General features: G+C 63.1%; 17 protein-coding genes and 1 tRNA gene. 10 read left to right on the forward strand and 8 right to left on the reverse strand.

Annotated features, from left to right (window positions below):
- Positions 1-88: 88 nt before the first annotated feature.
- The 3 genes from V6590_RS13235 to epmA all read right to left on the reverse strand — a co-directional run bounded on the left by V6590_RS13235 (position 89) and on the right by epmA (position 4,031).
- The gene (locus V6590_RS13235; protein ID WP_335423845.1) at positions 89-1,192 is read right to left on the reverse strand and encodes an ABC transporter substrate-binding protein; all 1,104 of its coding nucleotides are present in this window, start codon (positions 1,190-1,192) and stop codon (positions 89-91) included.
- Between the two features lie 269 nt (positions 1,193-1,461).
- Complete coding sequence (locus V6590_RS13240) at positions 1,462-2,859, reverse strand: aspartate aminotransferase family protein (protein ID WP_335423847.1); 1,398 nt, start codon at positions 2,857-2,859, stop codon at positions 1,462-1,464.
- A gap of 125 nt (positions 2,860-2,984) precedes the next feature.
- A complete protein-coding gene (gene epmA, locus V6590_RS13245; protein WP_335423849.1) occupies positions 2,985-4,031 on the reverse strand; it encodes an EF-P lysine aminoacylase EpmA in 1,047 nt (348 codons plus the stop codon).
- A 105-nt stretch (positions 4,032-4,136) separates the two neighbouring features.
- Between epmA and efp the strand changes: the two genes are divergently transcribed.
- Together efp and V6590_RS13255 are read left to right on the forward strand one after the other, a co-directional pair.
- A complete protein-coding gene (gene efp / locus V6590_RS13250; protein ID WP_335423851.1) occupies positions 4,137-4,706 on the forward strand; it encodes an elongation factor P in 570 nt (189 codons plus the stop codon).
- 154 nt (positions 4,707-4,860) lie between these two features.
- Positions 4,861-5,793 (forward strand): DMT family transporter, encoded by a 933-nt coding sequence (locus V6590_RS13255; protein WP_335423853.1) that lies wholly within the window; start codon positions 4,861-4,863, stop codon positions 5,791-5,793.
- A gap of 6 nt (positions 5,794-5,799) precedes the next feature.
- Here the strand turns inward: V6590_RS13255 and V6590_RS13260 are convergent, their stop codons facing one another.
- From V6590_RS13260 to V6590_RS13270, 3 genes are all read right to left on the reverse strand, one after another.
- Positions 5,800-6,993, reverse strand: a complete 1,194-nt coding sequence (locus tag V6590_RS13260; RefSeq protein WP_335423855.1) for a calcium-binding protein — start codon at positions 6,991-6,993, stop codon at positions 5,800-5,802.
- Between the two features lie 154 nt (positions 6,994-7,147).
- Positions 7,148-8,482, reverse strand: coding sequence for a trigger factor (gene tig, locus V6590_RS13265; RefSeq protein WP_335423858.1), 1,335 nt, complete (start codon positions 8,480-8,482; stop codon positions 7,148-7,150).
- A gap of 26 nt (positions 8,483-8,508) precedes the next feature.
- Positions 8,509-8,593, reverse strand: a tRNA-Leu gene (locus tag V6590_RS13270).
- A gap of 272 nt (positions 8,594-8,865) precedes the next feature.
- Between V6590_RS13270 and V6590_RS13275 the strand changes: the two genes are divergently transcribed.
- On the forward strand, positions 8,866-9,342 hold the full coding sequence (locus V6590_RS13275) for a Hint domain-containing protein (RefSeq protein WP_335423860.1): 477 nt from the start codon (positions 8,866-8,868) through the stop codon (positions 9,340-9,342).
- A gap of 53 nt (positions 9,343-9,395) precedes the next feature.
- Here the strand turns inward: V6590_RS13275 and V6590_RS13280 are convergent, their stop codons facing one another.
- Positions 9,396-11,003 (reverse strand): NAD(P)H-hydrate dehydratase, encoded by a 1,608-nt coding sequence (locus tag V6590_RS13280; protein ID WP_335423861.1) that lies wholly within the window; start codon positions 11,001-11,003, stop codon positions 9,396-9,398.
- Positions 11,004-11,176: 173 nt separating this feature from the next.
- Here V6590_RS13280 and V6590_RS13285 point away from each other — a divergent pair, with 173 nt between their 5' ends.
- The 3 genes from V6590_RS13285 to V6590_RS13295 all read left to right on the forward strand — a co-directional run bounded on the left by V6590_RS13285 (position 11,177) and on the right by V6590_RS13295 (position 13,641).
- Positions 11,177-11,515, forward strand: a complete 339-nt coding sequence (locus V6590_RS13285) for a P-II family nitrogen regulator (RefSeq protein ID WP_291239295.1) — start codon at positions 11,177-11,179, stop codon at positions 11,513-11,515.
- Positions 11,516-11,627: 112 nt separating this feature from the next.
- Positions 11,628-13,037, forward strand: a complete 1,410-nt coding sequence (gene glnA, locus V6590_RS13290) for a type I glutamate--ammonia ligase (RefSeq protein WP_335423865.1) — start codon at positions 11,628-11,630, stop codon at positions 13,035-13,037.
- A 172-nt stretch (positions 13,038-13,209) separates the two neighbouring features.
- On the forward strand, positions 13,210-13,641 hold the full coding sequence (locus V6590_RS13295; RefSeq protein WP_335423867.1) for a hypothetical protein: 432 nt from the start codon (positions 13,210-13,212) through the stop codon (positions 13,639-13,641).
- Between the two features lie 8 nt (positions 13,642-13,649).
- Here V6590_RS13295 and V6590_RS13300 read toward each other — a convergent pair whose 3' ends face one another.
- Positions 13,650-14,456 carry a uracil-DNA glycosylase gene (locus V6590_RS13300; protein WP_335424134.1) on the reverse strand — a complete coding sequence of 269 codons (807 nt, stop codon included), beginning with the start codon at positions 14,454-14,456 and terminating at the stop codon, positions 13,650-13,652.
- 115 nt (positions 14,457-14,571) lie between these two features.
- On the opposite strand from V6590_RS13300, the gene V6590_RS13305 reads away from it, so the two are divergent.
- The 4 genes from V6590_RS13305 to V6590_RS13320 are packed head-to-tail and all read left to right on the forward strand — an operon-like array spanning position 14,572 to position 16,580.
- Positions 14,572-15,534, forward strand: a complete 963-nt coding sequence (locus tag V6590_RS13305; RefSeq protein ID WP_335423870.1) for an aspartate carbamoyltransferase catalytic subunit — start codon at positions 14,572-14,574, stop codon at positions 15,532-15,534.
- Entirely contained in the window at positions 15,527-15,958 is a 432-nt protein-coding gene (locus tag V6590_RS13310; protein ID WP_335423872.1) for a hypothetical protein, read from the forward strand. Before V6590_RS13305 ends, V6590_RS13310 begins: the two co-directional genes overlap by 8 nt.
- The gene (locus tag V6590_RS13315; RefSeq protein ID WP_335423874.1) at positions 15,955-16,461 is read left to right on the forward strand and encodes a hypothetical protein; all 507 of its coding nucleotides are present in this window, start codon (positions 15,955-15,957) and stop codon (positions 16,459-16,461) included. Before V6590_RS13310 ends, V6590_RS13315 begins: the two co-directional genes overlap by 4 nt.
- Complete coding sequence (locus tag V6590_RS13320) at positions 16,458-16,580, forward strand: hypothetical protein (RefSeq protein ID WP_335423876.1); 123 nt, start codon at positions 16,458-16,460, stop codon at positions 16,578-16,580. Before V6590_RS13315 ends, V6590_RS13320 begins: the two co-directional genes overlap by 4 nt.
- Positions 16,581-16,619: the final 39 nt, after the last annotated feature.

A 16,619-nucleotide genomic window follows, 5' to 3' on the forward strand; every position in this document is an offset into this window, starting at 1 on the left:
TGAAATGTCCCCGAAGCGGTTTCTTATGATTGGCAACCCCGGCCCGATGCGGTGATCGGGCCGGGGCGGATGTCAGCCGGAGATCCGGTTACTGGACGTTGGCGCCGACAACAGCATCCCAGCCGCCGGTGACGGCGGTCTTGTTGGCGTTCACTTCGTCCAGCGTCGGGAAGTAGGCGGCCTCATAGGCTTCTGCCGGGGGCAGCTTGGCCATGGCTTCAGCATCGAGCTTGCCTGCAGCGGCCATCGCGTTGAAGCGCGCCGGGTGGCAGTAACCCTTGAGCCAGAGATTCTGGCCTTCATCCGAATACAGGTATTCCATCCACAGCTTTGCGGCATTCGGGTGCGGCGCATAGGCGCTGATGCCCTGAACGTAGACACCGGCCAGAACGCCGGACTTGGGCACGACCACCTCGACCGGCGGGTTACCAGCCAGTTCATCGGCCCAGGACAGGGCGTTATAGTCCCATGCGATGGCGATCGGCGTCGCGCCCTGCGCGATGGTGCCGGCCTTGGCGATGACCGGAACAAAGTTGCCGGCCTTGTTCAGTTCGGCGAAGTAATCCAGACCGGCCTTGCCAGCGGCTTCACCGGCAGCAGCGCCCTTCGACAGGCCAGCCGCCAGAACACCCAGGATCGCCTGGTTCGAGGCGCGCGGATCGCCTGCCAGAGCAACCTGACCCGCATATTCGGGCTTCAGCAGATCAGACCAGTCCGCCGGGGTGTTGGCGACCAGATCCTTGTTCACGATGAAAGACATGACGCCATAATAGTCGCCATACCAGTAGCCTTCGGCATCCTTGACGCTGTCCGGAATCTCGTCCCAGGTCGAAACCTTGTAGGGCTGCAGCAGGCCCTCTTCCTTCATCGACGGGCCGAAAGCCAGACCCACGTCCACGACGTCGGGGGCCTGCGGGCCCTTGTTGTCCTTGTTGGCCTTGATGGCCTCCACCTCATCGGCCGACCCTGCATCGGGGTTCAGCTCGTTCACGGTGATTTCCGGGTACTTGGCCTTGAAGCCGGCAATCACGCCGCCGTAGTTGCACCAGCTGTGCGGCAGCGCGATGGTGGTCAGCATACCTTCGGCCTTGGCGGCGGCTTCGATCTCGGCCAGCGACTGCGCGCTCACCATGCCGGTCGAGGCCAGCAGCGCCGCAACCATCACCCCTGCGGTGGTTTTCTTCAGCGTCATCTTCATCTCCCTTGGGCACGCGGGCCCGGTTCGTGACCTTCGCGTCTTATTCTTCCTGTGTGACAGTTTCATGCAACTGCACCCAGAGGCGATCTAAGCGCGGAAAAACCGGTGGCGCAACAAATCCGTTACGATCTTGTTACTTTTTCTTCATGGCGAGCTAGGAAAGAACGATAAATTTCAACACTCAGTCGAATAAAAAGGAAACGGGCGCCAGATTGGCGCCCGGATCAGATGTTCTTTTCGGCGCGAATCGCCGCGCCGCAGGATCAGGCCTCGACGAAAAGCCCCTCGTCCTTGACGATCTTGTAGGCCTCATCCAGCGACAGCTTGGCCCGGGCGATCAGTTCGTCGATCTCGGCGGTCGTGATGACCAGCGGCGGGCTGATGATCATGCGGTCATAGACATGGCGCATCACCAGATTGTTCTTGAAGCACCGTTCGCGGGTCTTCAGGCCCACCGTGCCGGGCTTGGCCGCGAACTTGGCGCGCTTTTCCTTGTTCGGGGTCAGTTGCAGGCTACCCATCAGGCCCACCAGCTTGGTGTCGCCCACCATCGGATGATCGGCCAGCGCGTGCCAGCGTTCGGCCAGATAGGGATGGGCCACATCGCGCACATGATCGACGATCTTTTCTTCCTCGATGATGCGCAGGTTTTCCAGCGCCACTGCCGCCGCCACCGGATGCCCCGAATAGGTATAGCCGTGGTTGAAATCGTCATCGGCATTGCCGACGACATGGGCAATCTCGTCGCAGACGATCGATCCGCCGATCGGCTGATAGCCCGAAGACAGGCCCTTGGCGATGGTCATGATATGTGGCTTGATCCCCATGGTCTGGCTGCCGAACCAGTTGCCGGTGCGCCCGAAGCCGGTGATCACCTCGTCCACGATCAGCAGGATACCATACTTGTCGCAAATGCGCTGGATTTCCGGCCAATAGGTGCTGGGGGGCACGATCACGCCGCCTGCGCCCTGGATCGGTTCGCCGATAAAGGCCGCGACATTTTCAACGCCCAGTTCAAGGATCTTCGCCTCAAGCTCCTGCGCGCGGGCCAGACCGAATTCCTCGGGCGTCATCTCACCGCCTTCGGCCCACCAATGCGGCTGGCCGATATGCACGATGCCGTCGATGATGCCGCCGGTGGCATGGATCGGGGCCATGCCGCCCAGGCTGCCACCACCCATGGTGGACCCGTGATAGCCGTTGCGGCGCGCGATGATGGTGCGCTTGCCCGGCTGGCCCTTCACATCCCAATAGCGGCGCACAAGGCGGATATTGGTGTCATTCGCCTCGGACCCGGACGAGGCGAAGAACACATGGTTCAGATCGCCCGGTGCCAGTTCGGCCAGCTTGGCCGCCAGCGCGATGGCCGGAACATGGGTCGTCATGAAGAAGGTGTTGTAATAGCTCAGTTCTTCCATCTGGCGCGCGGCAGCCTGTGCCAGTTCGTGCCGGCCATAGCCCACATTCACGCACCACAGGCCCGCCATGCCATCGATGATCCGGTGGCCTTCGCTGTCGTTCAGCCAGACGCCCTTGGCACCGGTGATGACCCGCACGCCGCGCTTGGCCAGCGCCCCGTCCGAAGTGAAGGGGTGCATGTGATGCGCCGCGTCCAGCGCCTGCAGCTCTGCCGTGGGCAGGTGATTGGTGATCTTGTTCATCTTGGCCTCGCGATCTGGGTGGCAGGTCCGGTCACCGGATTCGCCCGCCTTGCCGCCAGAGTAAGGGGTTTCCCCCGGACACGCAAGAATTTGATCAAATTCACATGCGCGCCCAGTTTGCCGGATCAGGGCAGCGGGGTCCAGATCACATCGTCGATGCGTGGGGCATGGGTGGCCAGCATCACCAGACGGTCAAAGCCCAGGGCAATCCCGCTGGCAGGGGGCATCAGGGCAAGGGCCTCCAGAAAATCCTCGTCCAGCGGATAGGTTTCGCCATAGACGCGCTGCTTCTCGGCCATTTCCAGTTCGAACCGGCGGCGCTGTTCGACCGGGTTGGTCAGTTCGCCAAATCCATTCGCCAGTTCCACCCCGCAGGCATAAAGTTCAAACCGTTCCGACACGCGCGGATCGTCGGGTGCGCGGCGGGCCAAGGCCGCCTCGGCCGCGGGATAGCGATCCAGGATGGTGGCGCGACCCTGGCCCAGATGCGGTTCCACCCGCTCTGACAAGACCCGGCTGAACAGATCCGACCATGTGTCGTCAGTGGCGCGGCGCAGGCCCGCCGCATCGACTGCAGCGGCCAGTCGTGCCGTATCGGGTTCGCCCTCTGCATCCAGCGTGGCCAGCAGGTCGATGCCCGCATATCGGCTGAAGGCCTCGGCCACCGACAGCCGTTCAGGCGCGGCGAAGGGATCGCAGGTTGCCCCATCCCAACAAAACAGGCCGCTGCCCGCCGCCGTCGCGGCCAATTGCATGAATTCCATGCAATCCTGCATCAGAACCGTATAGTCCTCGCCCACGCGATACCATTCCAGCATGGTGAATTCGGGGCTGTGGCGCGGCCCCCTTTCGCGGTTGCGCCAGACATGGGCAAAGCTGGCAATCCGGGTTTCGCCTGCGGCCAGCAGCTTCTTCATCGCAAATTCGGGCGAGGTATGCAGATACATCGGCTGCCCCTGCCCGTCATTGCCGATCAGGGTGGTGGCAAAACCGTGCAGATGCGCCTCATTGCCGGGGCTCAGGGCAAGGGCGGCCGGGTCTACCTCCAGAAAGTCATGCTCGGCCAGCCACTGCCGCAGCCCGGCCAGAATCCGGTTGCGGGCCAGAAGGGCGGGTCTGCGGCCTTCATGCACGGCGGGTTTCCACCATTCAAGCCGGGCTGATCGGGTCATTTTCGCCTCTTTTGGCTGGAAATCGGGGCAAGATGGCGCTAAGAGCGGCGCAATCGCGCGGGCCCTGTGGCATCGCGCCCGCCTGACATAAACAAGGATTGTCCCGTGGTCAAAGTCATCGCCTCCAGCCTGCGCAAAGGCAATGTCGTCGAACTTGACGGCAAGTTGTATGCCGTTCTCAAGGCCGAAAACTTCCATCCCGGTAAAGGTACGCCGACGACCAGCGTGGACATGCGCCGCATTTCCGATGGCGTGAAGGTGGCAGAACGCTGGCGCACCACCGAAATGGTGGAAAAGGCCACCGTGGACGAACGCGAATACGACTTCCTCTATGAAGACAGCGAAGGCTTCCATTTCATGGAGCCGAACACCTATGAACAGCTCGTCGCCACCCCCGATGTGGTGGGCGATGACAATGTGTTCCTGACCGATGGCATCAAGGTCTATCTGCGCACGTTCGAAGGCGTGCCGATCGCTCTGGAACTGCCGCAAAAGGTGGTTGTGGAAATCACCGAAACCGAACCCGTGGTCAAAGGCCAGACGGCCTCGTCCTCGTACAAGCCCGCGATCTGTTCGAACGGGATCCGCGTCATGGTGCCGCCACATATCGGGCCGGGCACCCGCATCATCATCAACACCGAAGACCGGTCCTATGTCGAACGCGCCAAGGACTGATCTGCACATCTGACCCATTCAGACAGGCCCGGGGGAAACCCCGGGCCTTTGTCATTTCGCGCCCCACGTTTCGCGGCACCCCGCGTCGCTTCTGGCACAGCCGCCCGGCCATCACGGCCCTAGCCTTGGCCTGCGCGATGGAAGGAAGCCCCGGATGCCAGCCCCGAAACAGACCCTGACCGGTATCCTGTGCCTGAGTGCCGGGATCGCGGTGTTTTCGGTGCAGGACCTGATCCTGAAGCTGATTTCGGGCGACTATCCGCTGCATCAGGCCATGCTGTTGCGCAGCGTCACCGCCTTTCCCATGTTGCTGCTGATCGTGCGCTGGATGGATGGCAGCCTTACCGGGCTCGTCAGCCCGACCTGGCCGCTGATGCTGATGCGCGGCCTGCTGAATTTCAGCGCCTATACTGCCTATTATCTGGCGTTGGCCGCGCTGCCCATGGCGACCACCGTGGCGCTGTATTTCACCGCGCCGCTGCTGATCGTGGTGATGTCGGTGGTCTTCTTGCGGGAAACGGTCAGCCCGGTGCGCTGGCTGGCGGTGCTGGCCGGGTTTGGCGGCGTGTTGCTGATGGTGCGGCCCGGCGGGACGCTGTTCGACTGGGCGGCGGTGCTGCCCGTGTTCTGCGGCGCGGCCTATGCGGGCAGCATGATCCTGGCCCGGGTGATGGGCACGCGCGACAGCGCGGCGGCCATGGCCTTCTGGGGCAATGTGGCTTTTCTGGCCTGTGCGGCGGTGCTGGCGCTGATCTGGGGACGTGGCACGGCGGCCGAAGGCGTGCATCCCTCGCTCGCCTTTCTGATCCGGCCATGGGTCTGGCCCGCCTTTGCCGATTTCGCGTTGATGAGCCTATGCGGCGTCATCGCTGCCGTGGGGCTGACGCTGCTGACCCACGCCTACCGGATCGCGCAAAGCTCGGTCGTGGCGCCGTTCGAATTCACCTTTGCCTTCTGGGGCATCCTGTGGGGCTGGCTGTTCTGGGGCGATCTGCCCGATGCCCTTGGCTGGCTGGGCATTGCCGTCATCATCGGCGCGGGGATTTATGTCCTGCGGGCCGAACCCGCCCCCGACACCAGCGCTTGATCGCCCTCAATCCGGCGCCGCTTCGAACCGGATCATCGACGCATCAAAGGCGTCGATATTGGTCAGGCGCAGCGCAAGGTATTCAGGGGCCGTGTCTTCGGGAAATTCGGGGTCTGGCTGGAATTCCGGATCAACCAGCCAGATACGGGCCGTGCGGGTCGCCGTATCCATTTCGATGCGCAGCGACGCCGGGGCCCCATCCGCAGTGCCAAGGATCAACACATCCTCATCGGGGTTGAAATCGTCGATGGTGATGGCGCGGGCCGAGACCGAGCCATCAAACTCATCATCAAAAGCGTCAAGGTCGCTGAAGTCGAAATCCCAGATCGCCAGGGTATCGGCCCCTGCGCCACCGGTCAGGGTGCTGGCATCGCGGTCAAACTGTTCGATCCGGTCATTGCCTTCGCCCCCTGTCAGGCGGTTGCCATCCCCGACAGCAGCCACATCGCCGGTTGATCGCGAGATGATTGTGTCGTCCCCAAGGCCGCCATCCAGACCGACACTGCCGCCATCGCCACTGAAGCTGAGCAGATCGTTGCCAGCCCCACCCTCGATCTGGCTGCCATCCCCATCGCCCGCAAAGATCGTGTCATTGCCGTCATCGCCAAAAAGATCGACATCCGGCCCGTATATCCGGATGAGATCGTCCCCTTCACCGCCCCGCACCGTTGCTTCGGCCATCAGACCATCGAGATAGCCGCTGTCATCGCGGCCTCCGGTGATCTGATCATCATCATCGCCGCCTTCGGCCAAGACCCCCGTATCGAGAATATTGAGGAAATCTTCGCCCGCACCGCCATAAAGGCTATCGCCAGCCACCATGCCATAGAGCGAGTCTTTACCCTCTTCGCCTGACAGATGCGACGGGCCGACACCCGTGGCAGGGCCGACATAATCGTCCAGTTCATCCAGATGCCACGAGGCCAGCGCATCATCGCCCGCCCCGCCGCGCAGCGTATCCTGCCCAAGCCCGCCAGACAGGCTGTCCTGGCCCTCACCGCCCTCCAGCAGATCATTGCCGCCTGCCCCATCCAGCAGATCATCGCCCGAAAGCCCCGACAGGCTGTCATCGGCATCGCTGCCGGTCAGAGTGTCATTGCCTGCGCCCTGCCCCGCGCCATCATCATCTGATGATGATCCACCCAATCCGGCAAAGCCAAGGCCAAACAAGGCCAGCATCAGCAGCAATGATCCAGACATCGGGCACCCCTTAACCAATCTGCAACCACCTAACGGCGCTTTGCGCGTTCTTGCAATCCGCCATTCGCGTCAAGGTGGAAACACCCTGATGCCGAAATGGAAAAGGGCCGCACCCTGCGGTGCAGCCCCTGAGCCCGTTGATCGGATGATCCGATCAGATTTCGTCCAGCGCCTCGACGGCCTTCTGCAGGTCGTCCTTGCTGATGTCCTTGTCGGTCACCTTGGCACCGGCCACGATGAAATCGACAACCTTGTCTTCAAAGATCGGCGCGCGCAGTTGCTGCTGCATCTGGGCATTCTTCTGCACGAATTCGAAGAAGGCACGCTCCTGGCCCGGATATTGACGGGCAGCATTCAGCACGGCCTGGGTCATTTCCGAATCCGTCACCTGCACATCGGCCTTGCGGCCCACTTCGGCGAGCAAGAGGCCCAGACGCACGCGGCGCTCGGCCAGCTTCTTGTGCTCGTCAGTGGTTTCGATGGAACCGTGGTTGTGGTCGTGAACCTCGGGGTTTTCCTCGTGCCAGAGCTGATGCGCGATCTGCGCAGCCTCGGCTTCGACCAGCGAGGGCGGCAGGTCGAACTTCACCTGCGCATCCAGCTGATCCAGCAGCGACCGCTTCAGAACAGCGCGCGCAGCACCCTTGTATTCGGCTTCCAGACGCTCGGCGATCTGGGCTTTCAGCGCTTCAAGCGATTCAGCGCCGAATTTCTTGGCCAGTTCATCGTCGATCTCGGCGGCCTTGGGGGCCTTCACCGCATGGACCTTGCACTTGAACAGGGCTTCCTTGCCTGCCAGATGCTTGGCGCCATAGCTTTCGGGGAAGGAAACCTTCACTTCGACTTCGTCATCAACCTTGGCGCCGACCAGTTGGTCTTCAAAGCCCGGAATGAAGGAACCCGACCCAAGAACCAGCGGATAGCCTTCGCCCTTGCCGCCTTCGAAAGCTTCGCCGTCAATGAAACCTTCGAAATCGATGGTCACCTGATCGCCGTCCTTGGCCTTGGCACCCTTCTTGCGGTCGTCAAAGGCCTTGGCGGTATCGGCCAGGTTCTTCAGCGCCTCTTCGACGGCTTCTGCTTCGGCCTTCACGACCAGACGGTCCAGCGTGATGGTGCTGGCATCGACATCCGGGATCGGCGGCAGGGCCTCATAGGTCATTTCGACGGTCACGTCCTGACCTTCTTTCCAGTCTTCGCCGCCCACCATCTTCACTTCGGGCTGCAGGGCCGGACGGTCGCCCGATGCTTCGAAATGGTCCTTCATCGCGCCATCGATGGCGTCCTGCATGGCTTCGCCCATGATGCGCGGGCCGAACTGCTTGCGCAGCATGGCCAGCGGCACCTTGCCCTTGCGGAAGCCTTTCATCTCGATCTCGGGCTGAGCCTCGAGCAGCTTCTGCTGGACTTTCGCGTCCAGTTCGGCCGCGGTCACCGTGATGGTGTAGCCGCGCTTCAGACCTTCGTTCAGGGTCTCGGTGACCTGCATGCTGTGTTCCGTCCTTCTCATCTCTCTGGTGCGGGTGGAGGGACTTGAACCCCCACGCCTCGCGGCGCCAGAACCTAAATCTGGTGCGTCTACCAATTTCGCCACACCCGCTTTCTTCAAAACGCGCACAGCCCTGCCCCGGAGGGAAGGCGCCGCGCGCGTCCCGAAAATCCGCGCCCTTCTAACAAAGCCACGCGCGGGATGCGAGAAGAAAAATGAAGCTGTGGGTCAGGCATCGCCCCTTGCTTGGGCGGATCGAATGCACGGTCCGGCTGGCAATCCAGCAAGACCCGGGAAGGCTGCGCAAAAACACCTTGGGTCGGGCGCATTCCTGCCATATTCTGCCACAAAAAGAGCAGAAGCAAAAACAACAGGTAAACGCCATGTCGTTCGAGACCCCGGTTCTGGCCGCAACTGCAGCTGCGGCCCATGCGATTCAAACCTGTCTGACCGCAGGAACCCCGGTGCTGACACTGGCCGGTGCGCTGCCGGTGGAACATCTGGTCCCGGGCGACCGTATCATCACCCGTGACGGCGCGCGGCGCCTGCTGGGTGTGAAGGTGCAGGAAAGTGCCGGTCCGATGGTGCGGGTTTGCGCCTCGGCCATCGGGGTGGACCAACCCGCCGATGACATGGTTCTGGGCGCTGCGACGCGCATTCTGGTGCGCGACTGGCGTGCCCGTGCCCTGAAGGGCTGCGATCAGGCCATCATTGCGGCCGACCGTCTGATTGATGGCGAATATATCCGGCGCGAGAATACGGGGCCGACAAAGGTGTTCCTGCTGGAATTCGATGCCCCTGTGGTCATCTATGCGGGCGGGCTGGAACTGGCCATTGCCCCGGCGCTTGAAACCGCCTGAGCGGGTTTTCATGGAAGAAAGCAAAGGCCCGCGCCCCGGCGCGGGCCTTCGTGTTACAGCCCCAGCTTGCGAAACACCTTTGGCAATTCTTCCGGCAGGTCTTCGGCGATCAGGCCGGGGCCGAAGGACAGCGCGCAGTCCACATGCAGCCAGGCGGCAGTGCAGGCCGCGTCAAAGGCACTGAACCCGCGCGCCAGCAACCCGGTGATGAAGCCCGCCAGAACATCGCCCGATCCGGCCGTGGCCAGCCATGGGGCCGCGCGATCATAATGGGCGGAATTGATGGCGCACCGCCCGGATGGATCGGCGATCACCGTATCCGGCCCCTTGAACAGCACCACACAGCCCGCCCTTCGGGCGGCCTCGCGCGTGGCGTCCACCTTGGAATAGGCCGGGCCTTTGCTGGCAGGGGCGTTCAGTTTTTCGGCGATGTCGGGAAAGAGCCGGGCAAACTCTCCACCATGGGGTGTCAGAACGCAGTCACCGTGCAGCGCCCCCATCACATCGGGCCGCTGTGCCAGCAGGGTCAGCGCATCGGCATCAAGAACGAGGTGCCTCGGTTCGGCCCCTTCCCCGGCACGGGCCCTCAGCGCGGCGGCCAGCAGTCCGGCCTGCCCGTCCCCGGTTCCCATGCCCGGACCAAGGCAAAGCGCATTGATCCGCCGGTCCTGCAAGAGATCGGCCAAAGCCGGAGCCGAGGGCACCTCACGCAGCATGATGGCATCCAGTCGCGCCGCATGTTCCGCCAGCGCCTCTGGCGGACAACCGACGGTCACCAGCCCTGCCCCGATCCTGAGCGCCCCCCGCGCCGCCAGCCGCGCCGCCCCGCCGCGACCAGAGGGGCCGGACAGGATGAATGCGTGGCCGTGGGAGTATTTGTGCGGAGCGCCCCTATAGTCGCCTGTCTGAGACTTGTCCAAGCCCGAGCTGAGGATGATGGGATCGGATGGTACCAGTTGCACGCGCTGAAACGGACGCGGCCCGCGTGCCCTTATGCCAATGTCCTTTACGGAAAGCATCACGCCGGCTTCCGCCCCCTCTGCGAGGTAGTGACCGACCTTCGCAAGATGGAACGTCACCACTTGTTCCGACGGCATGATCTGGCCAAGTCCGCGCCCGCTATCCGCGCACAGGCCACTTGGCACATCAATCGAGACGATGGCAGGCCGCCCCCCAAGACCCAGCTTGGCAAGGTCAGCCATGTCCTGAGCAAGCTTGCCGTCAATCAGGCGGCTCAATCCAGTTCCAAACAGCGCGTCAATGATCAAAGTTGAATGTGTTTCATAGCCGGACCGAAGCGAGTAACTGAATGGTTTGAATGCGTCATAGGGCATCACCTCCCCCATGCCCACCCACCGCTCATGATTTACCCGCGCATCCGGTGGCAGCCGCTCTGGGTTTCCGTGGAGGAAGACCTCCACCTCCCAGCCCCACTCCTTCAAAAGCCGCGCCACAACGAACCCGTCGCCGCCATTGTTGCCGGGACCGCAGAGGAGCACGGCCCGTTGCGAGGTTGTCTTTAGCTCCGGCCATTCCTCGAAGATCGCCTCGACCACGCCCCGCCCGGCGCGCTCCATCAGCTCCAGCCCGGTGACAGCGCCGGAATCGATGGCCGCTTGTTCAATGGCGCGCATTTGGGCAGCGGCCAGCAATTCTGTCATCTTTTCGACCCTTTTCCGTTCACAACCCGCACATGCACGCAGCATTTTGCACAAATATTGTGCAGTTGCCGATTTTTCGAAACCCCACCACGGCGCTGCACAGCCTAGCCAATTGTCGCCACGGCAGGGAAGTGGTCACTGGCCTGCAAGACGCGATTGCGAGGGAGACGGCCATGAAGAAGATCGAGGCGATCATCAAGCCCTTCAAGCTCGACGAGGTGAAGGAAGCCCTGCAGGAAGCAGGCATCCAGGGCCTGTCGGTGACCGAGGTCAAGGGCTTTGGTCGCCAGAAGGGCCATACCGAACTGTATCGCGGTGCAGAATATGTGGTGGATTTCCTGCCCAAGGTGAAGATCGAGGTCGTCCTGTCGGATGACATGGTCGATGCGGCAATCGAAGCGATCATCGCCGCCGCCCGCACCGACAAGATTGGCGATGGCAAGATCTTCGTCAGCCCCGTCGAACAGGCGATCCGCATCCGCACCGGCGAAACCGGCGACGACGCAATCTGACGGGCCGCTGCCAGGGGCATGGATGCCTGACGCATCCCGCACCCCGGCCGCCCGTCCCCCCCACACCGGGCCGCAAGGCCCGTCCCCGAAACCCCAACCGAAAGGCAGCATGATGAGCGCGATTGCGAAGGCTCTGAAACTGATGAAGGACGAGGAAGTCGAATACGTTGACGTTCGCTTCACCGACCCGAAAGGCAAACTCCAGCACGTGACCATCGTTGCGGATCTGGTCGATGAGGACTTCTTCGAAGAAGGCTTCATGTTCGACGGCTCCTCGATCGCGGGCTGGAAGTCGATCGATCAGTCGGACATGAAACTGATCCCCGACGCGACCTCGGTCTATATCGACCCGTTCTATGCCGAGAAAACCATGTGCGTGCATTGCGACGTGGTCGAGCCGGACACCGGCGAGGCCTATGATCGCTGCCCGCGTCAGATCGCCAAGAAGGCCGAGGCTTACATGAAGTCCTCGGGCGTGGGCGATGCCGCCTATTTCGGCCCCGAAGCCGAATTCTTCATCTTTGACGACGTGCGCTATTCGGTTGCACCGAACAAGGTGTCCTATCAGATCGACGCCGAAGCGGCAGCCTGGAACATGGATACCGTCATCGAAGGCGGCAACCTGGCGCATCGCGCGGGCTACAAGGGCGGCTACTTCCCGGTGAACCCGGTGGACGAAGCCCAGGACCTGCGTGGCGAGATGCTGTCCACCATGAAGCGCATGGGCATCAAGGTTGACAAGCACCACCACGAAGTGGCGACCTGCCAGCACGAGCTGGGCATGATCTTTGGTGGTCTGGTCGAACAGGCCGACAACATCCAGAAATACAAGTATGTGATCCACAACGTGGCGCATGCTTATGGCAAGACCGTGACCTTCATGCCCAAGCCCATGAAGGGCGACAACGGGTCGGGCATGCATGTGAACATGTCGATCTGGAAAGACGGCAAGCCGCTGTTCGCAGGCGACAAATATGCCGATCTTTCGCAGGAAGCCCTGTGGTTCATCGGCGGCATCCTGAAGCATGCCAAGGCCCTGAACGCGCTGACCAACCCCTCGACCAACAGCTACAAGCGCCTGATCCCGGGCTTTGAAGCGCCGGTTCTGCGCGCCTATTCGGCCCGCAACCGCTCGGGCTGCGTCCGTATTCCGTGGACCGAATCGCCGAAAGCCAAGCGCGTGGAAGCCCGCTTCCCCGATCCGGCCGCGAACCCCTACCTGGCTTTCGCAGCCCTGCTGATGGCTGGCCTGGACGGCATCAAGAACAAGATTGATCCGGGCCCGGCTTCGGACAAGGATCTGTATGATCTGCCCCCCGAGGAACTGGCCGCGATCCCGACCGTCTGCGGCTCCTTGCGCGAAGCGCTGGAAGAGCTGGAGAAGGACATGGACTTCCTGCTGGCTGGTGACGTGTTCACCCGCGAACAGCTGGAGGCCTATATCGGCCTGAAGTGGGAAGAGGTCTATGCCTACGAGCATACGCCCCACCCGGTGGAATATGCGATGTACTATTCCTGCTGATCGGACCTTCCGATCTACAAAAAGGGCGCCTTCGGGCGCCCTTTTTCATTGCCCACAATTTGCCGCATTCCCTCCGCGCCTGCGCCTTCATCGACCGTTAGGCGGGTTCAACCGGTTAAGCATCGGTTAAGGACAGCGCCGGTCGCCTTGTCCCCAGTGACGGAGTATTACCATGGTTTCGGTTTCATCACGCCTTATCAAGTTTCTCATCCCGCGCCTTGTTCGGCATGTTCCGGGGCTTGACAGCGTTTCCCCCAGTGCAGCCCAACCTGCTGCCCGCCCCCGCCTGCCCAACCGGCCGGTTTCGGCGCAGGACCGGGCGGCAGATGCCGATCTGCGCCTGATGGCCGGATTGCGCGCCGATCTTTATCGCGTGGAAGAGGTGGCAGAGGCCACGGCTGAAAACAGCCCCGAAGTGCTGCGCTGGTCGGCGGCTGTGCTGAACATTATCCTTGTTCTGGTCGCCCTGCCCGTGGGCGTGGCCCTGATGATCCACGGATCCCTGCGAGGCGCCGATCTGGCCGTATCGGGCCGGGCCATGGCGTTGACCGGTATGTTGTTGGGGGTCATGCAGGTGGTGAATGGCTTGAACGGGGCAATCTGACCCCAGGTTCAGCCCCTCAGCCGGGCCTGCAATGCCAGAAGATCGGCCCAGGCCTCGCGCTTCTGATGCGGCTGGCGCAACAGATAGGCCGGATGCAGCATCGGCAGAACCGGCAAACCCCAGACCTGCTGCCACTGCCCGCGCAACCGGGTGATCCCCCGCTGTCGCAGCACCGCCTGCAAGGGGGTATTGCCCATCAGCACCAGCATATCGGGTGCCGCCAGTTCGACATGGCGCTGCAGGAAGGGCACCATCATCGCCATTTCCTCGGGCGTGGGTTCACGGTTCGACGGCGGCCGCCATGGCATCACATTGGTGATGTAAAGGGCCGAGCCCGGATCCGGGCTTTCGCGCCCCAATCCGATGGCAGCGAACATCCGGTCCAGCAATTGCCCCGCGCGGCCGACAAAGGGGCGACCTTCGATATCCTCGTCGCGGCCCGGCGCCTCACCGATCAGCATGACCCGCGCGCCCTGCTGACCATCGGCAAAGACCGTGTTGCGCGCACCCTTTTTCAATTCGCAATGCGGGAAGGCGGCGATGGCGGCGTGCAGATCCTGCAGCGTTATGGCTTGGCGGGCGGCAGTCTGCGCGGCCTGCGCTGGATCGATCTTTGGCGCGGCCACCGGTTCGGGCGGCGGCGGGGCGGCCGCGCGGCGCGACGCGGTGGCAGGGACTTCGCGCACCGGCTCGGCCAATGCATAGCGATCCACCGGTTCATCGGCCACCGGGTCAACCGCACCCAGCTCCTGCAACCACAGAAGTGCCGCATGCGCCGCATGCCAGTCAGACAGGATGTCGGCCCCGATTCCCATGGTGGCCACACTAGGCCCGACAGACCAGCACAGCAACCGGTGCCGAATTGCCCGATTGATCCGCCCCCACGCCCTGCCTATAACGCGCCAACCGCTGCCGAGGAGGGAGGCCCCCATGTCATTCCGTGCCCGTCATCTGCTTGGCATCGAACATCTGGCCCCGGACGAGATCCGTGCCGTGCTGGATCTGGCCGAACGCTATGTCGATCTGAACCGCCGCACGATAAAAAGTTCGGATGCGCTGTCGGGCATGACCCAGATCAACATGTTCTTCGAAAACTCCACCCGCACCCAGGCCAGCTTTGAGCTGGCAGGCAAGCGGCTGGGCGCCGATGTGATGAACATGAGCGTGGCGCAATCCAGCGTAAAGAAGGGCGAAACGCTGATCGACACGGCGCTGACGCTGAATGCCATGCACCCCGATCTGCTGGTGGTGCGGCACCCCCATTCGGGCGCGGTCAATCTGTTGGCCAGCAAGGTGAATTGCGCAGTGCTGAATGCGGGTGACGGGCGGCATGAACACCCGACTCAGGCGCTGCTGGATGCGCTGACCATCCGCCGCGCCAAGGGCCGCATCCAACGGCTGACCGTGGCGATCTGCGGCGACATAGCGCATAGCCGGGTGGCGCGGTCGAACCTGATCCTGCTGGGCAAGATGGAAAACCGCATCCGGCTGATCGGCCCGCCAACGCTGATGCCTTCGGGCGTGTCGGAATTCGGCTGCGAGGTTTATGACGACATGCGCGAGGGGCTGAAGGGCGCCGATGTGGTGATGATGCTGCGCCTTCAGAAAGAGCGGATGGATGGCGGTTTCATCCCGTCCGAGCGGGAATATTACCACCGCTACGGCCTTGATGCCGAGAAGCTGGCGGTGGCCTCCCCCGAGGCCATCGTGATGCATCCCGGCCCGATGAACCGCGGCGTGGAGATCGACGGCGAGATCGCCGATGACATCAATCGCAGTGTCATTCAGGAACAGGTGGAAATGGGCGTGGCCGTCCGCATGGCCTGCATGGACCTGCTGGCCCGCAACCTGCGCGCCGAACGGGGCGCGCGCGCGGTGGGTGCCTATGTCTGACGGATTGATCCGCGGCCCGGCGCCTTTGGCCGAGGGTGAGGAGTTGCGCGCAACCTTCGCGCCCGACCGCACCACCTATCTGCGGCGGGTTCTGATCCTGATCGTGCTGTTCGGAGCACTGGCGGGGGCGATCCTGCTGGCGCTTGGCAATCCCTATCCCTGGACCGGGCCGGTGGCCGCACTTCTGGGCGTGGGTGTGCGCGGCTGGTATCTGGCATCCGAGGCGCTGGCTGCCACATGGCGCCTGACCGACCGCCGCCTGCTGGGCCCGGCCGGTCAGGTGGTGCCGCTGTCTTCCATCGACCGGGTGCAGACAGTGTTTGGCGACGTGCTGGTGATCACCCGCGCGGGCGACAAGCATCTGCTGAAATACCTGCCCGATGCCCCGGCGGTGATCGCCCGGCTGCAGGAGGCCCGCGCATGACCCCGCTGCCCGGCGAAACCCTGCTGTGGGAAGGTCGCGCCCTGCCGGGCCTGCGCCCCCGGATCGACAAACCGGCGAATATCCTGTTCGGGCTGGCGATGATTGCCTTCGCGCTGTTCTGGATGGACCGCGCGCTGCGCGACGGCGGGATCATGTGGCTTGCGGGCCTGCCCTTTCTGGGCTTCGGGCTGCGGATGGCGGTCGTGCCGGTCTGGGGGCCACGCATCGCCGCGCGCCTGTCACGCTATGCACTGACCGACCGCCGCGCCCTGATCGAAACCCGATGGCCGCTGATCGGATCGCGCTGGCACAGCATGACGATCACCCCGGCCACTCTGGTTGATGCCGATGGCAGCCCGATGACCCTGACCCTGCGCAGCGCATTGGCCGGACCGCGCGGCACGGCGGATGAAACCCTGATCTTTCACCGGCTGGACGATGGCGCCGAGGTTCTGGCGCTGATCCGCCAGATCCAGCGCAACACCGCAGGAGGTGCGCCATGACCCCCGATCCCGACCGCAAGCCCAGCAAGGCCGAGATGCGCCAAGGCGGCATGGTCGCATTGGCCGTTCTGGTGTTTCTGGCCGTTCTGACCACCCTGTTCGTCGTCTTCGGTGGCTGATGCCCGCCGCAGCGCTTTTCCCTGATGCCCCTGCCCCCG

It is taken from the genome of Gemmobacter denitrificans (assembly GCF_036964905.1).
In the GTDB taxonomy this organism is placed as follows: Bacteria; Pseudomonadota; Alphaproteobacteria; order Rhodobacterales; family Rhodobacteraceae; genus Gemmobacter; species Gemmobacter denitrificans.

What these genes read in the sequence shown, in the direction of transcription:
- epmA (WP_335423849.1), bottom strand. Translation starts at nt 4,031, where the DNA reads ATGACCCGATCAGCCCGGCTTGAATGGTGGAAACCCGCCGTGCATGAA.
- V6590_RS13275 (WP_335423860.1), top strand. Translation starts at nt 8,866, where the DNA reads ATGTCGTTCGAGACCCCGGTTCTGGCCGCAACTGCAGCTGCGGCCCAT.
- V6590_RS13235 (WP_335423845.1), bottom strand. Translation starts at nt 1,192, where the DNA reads ATGACGCTGAAGAAAACCACCGCAGGGGTGATGGTTGCGGCGCTGCTG.
- V6590_RS13320 (WP_335423876.1), top strand. Translation starts at nt 16,458, where the DNA reads ATGACCCCCGATCCCGACCGCAAGCCCAGCAAGGCCGAGATGCGCCAA.
- V6590_RS13315 (WP_335423874.1), top strand. Translation starts at nt 15,955, where the DNA reads ATGACCCCGCTGCCCGGCGAAACCCTGCTGTGGGAAGGTCGCGCCCTG.
- V6590_RS13280 (WP_335423861.1), bottom strand. Translation starts at nt 11,003, where the DNA reads ATGACAGAATTGCTGGCCGCTGCCCAAATGCGCGCCATTGAACAAGCG.
- V6590_RS13260 (WP_335423855.1), bottom strand. Translation starts at nt 6,993, where the DNA reads ATGTCTGGATCATTGCTGCTGATGCTGGCCTTGTTTGGCCTTGGCTTT.
- tig (WP_335423858.1), bottom strand. Translation starts at nt 8,482, where the DNA reads ATGCAGGTCACCGAGACCCTGAACGAAGGTCTGAAGCGCGGCTACACC.
- V6590_RS13240 (WP_335423847.1), bottom strand. Translation starts at nt 2,859, where the DNA reads ATGAACAAGATCACCAATCACCTGCCCACGGCAGAGCTGCAGGCGCTG.
- V6590_RS13295 (WP_335423867.1), top strand. Translation starts at nt 13,210, where the DNA reads ATGGTTTCGGTTTCATCACGCCTTATCAAGTTTCTCATCCCGCGCCTT.
- V6590_RS13305 (WP_335423870.1), top strand. Translation starts at nt 14,572, where the DNA reads ATGTCATTCCGTGCCCGTCATCTGCTTGGCATCGAACATCTGGCCCCG.
- V6590_RS13285 (WP_291239295.1), top strand. Translation starts at nt 11,177, where the DNA reads ATGAAGAAGATCGAGGCGATCATCAAGCCCTTCAAGCTCGACGAGGTG.
- glnA (WP_335423865.1), top strand. Translation starts at nt 11,628, where the DNA reads ATGAGCGCGATTGCGAAGGCTCTGAAACTGATGAAGGACGAGGAAGTC.
- V6590_RS13310 (WP_335423872.1), top strand. Translation starts at nt 15,527, where the DNA reads ATGTCTGACGGATTGATCCGCGGCCCGGCGCCTTTGGCCGAGGGTGAG.
- V6590_RS13300 (WP_335424134.1), bottom strand. Translation starts at nt 14,456, where the DNA reads ATGGGAATCGGGGCCGACATCCTGTCTGACTGGCATGCGGCGCATGCG.
- V6590_RS13255 (WP_335423853.1), top strand. Translation starts at nt 4,861, where the DNA reads ATGCCAGCCCCGAAACAGACCCTGACCGGTATCCTGTGCCTGAGTGCC.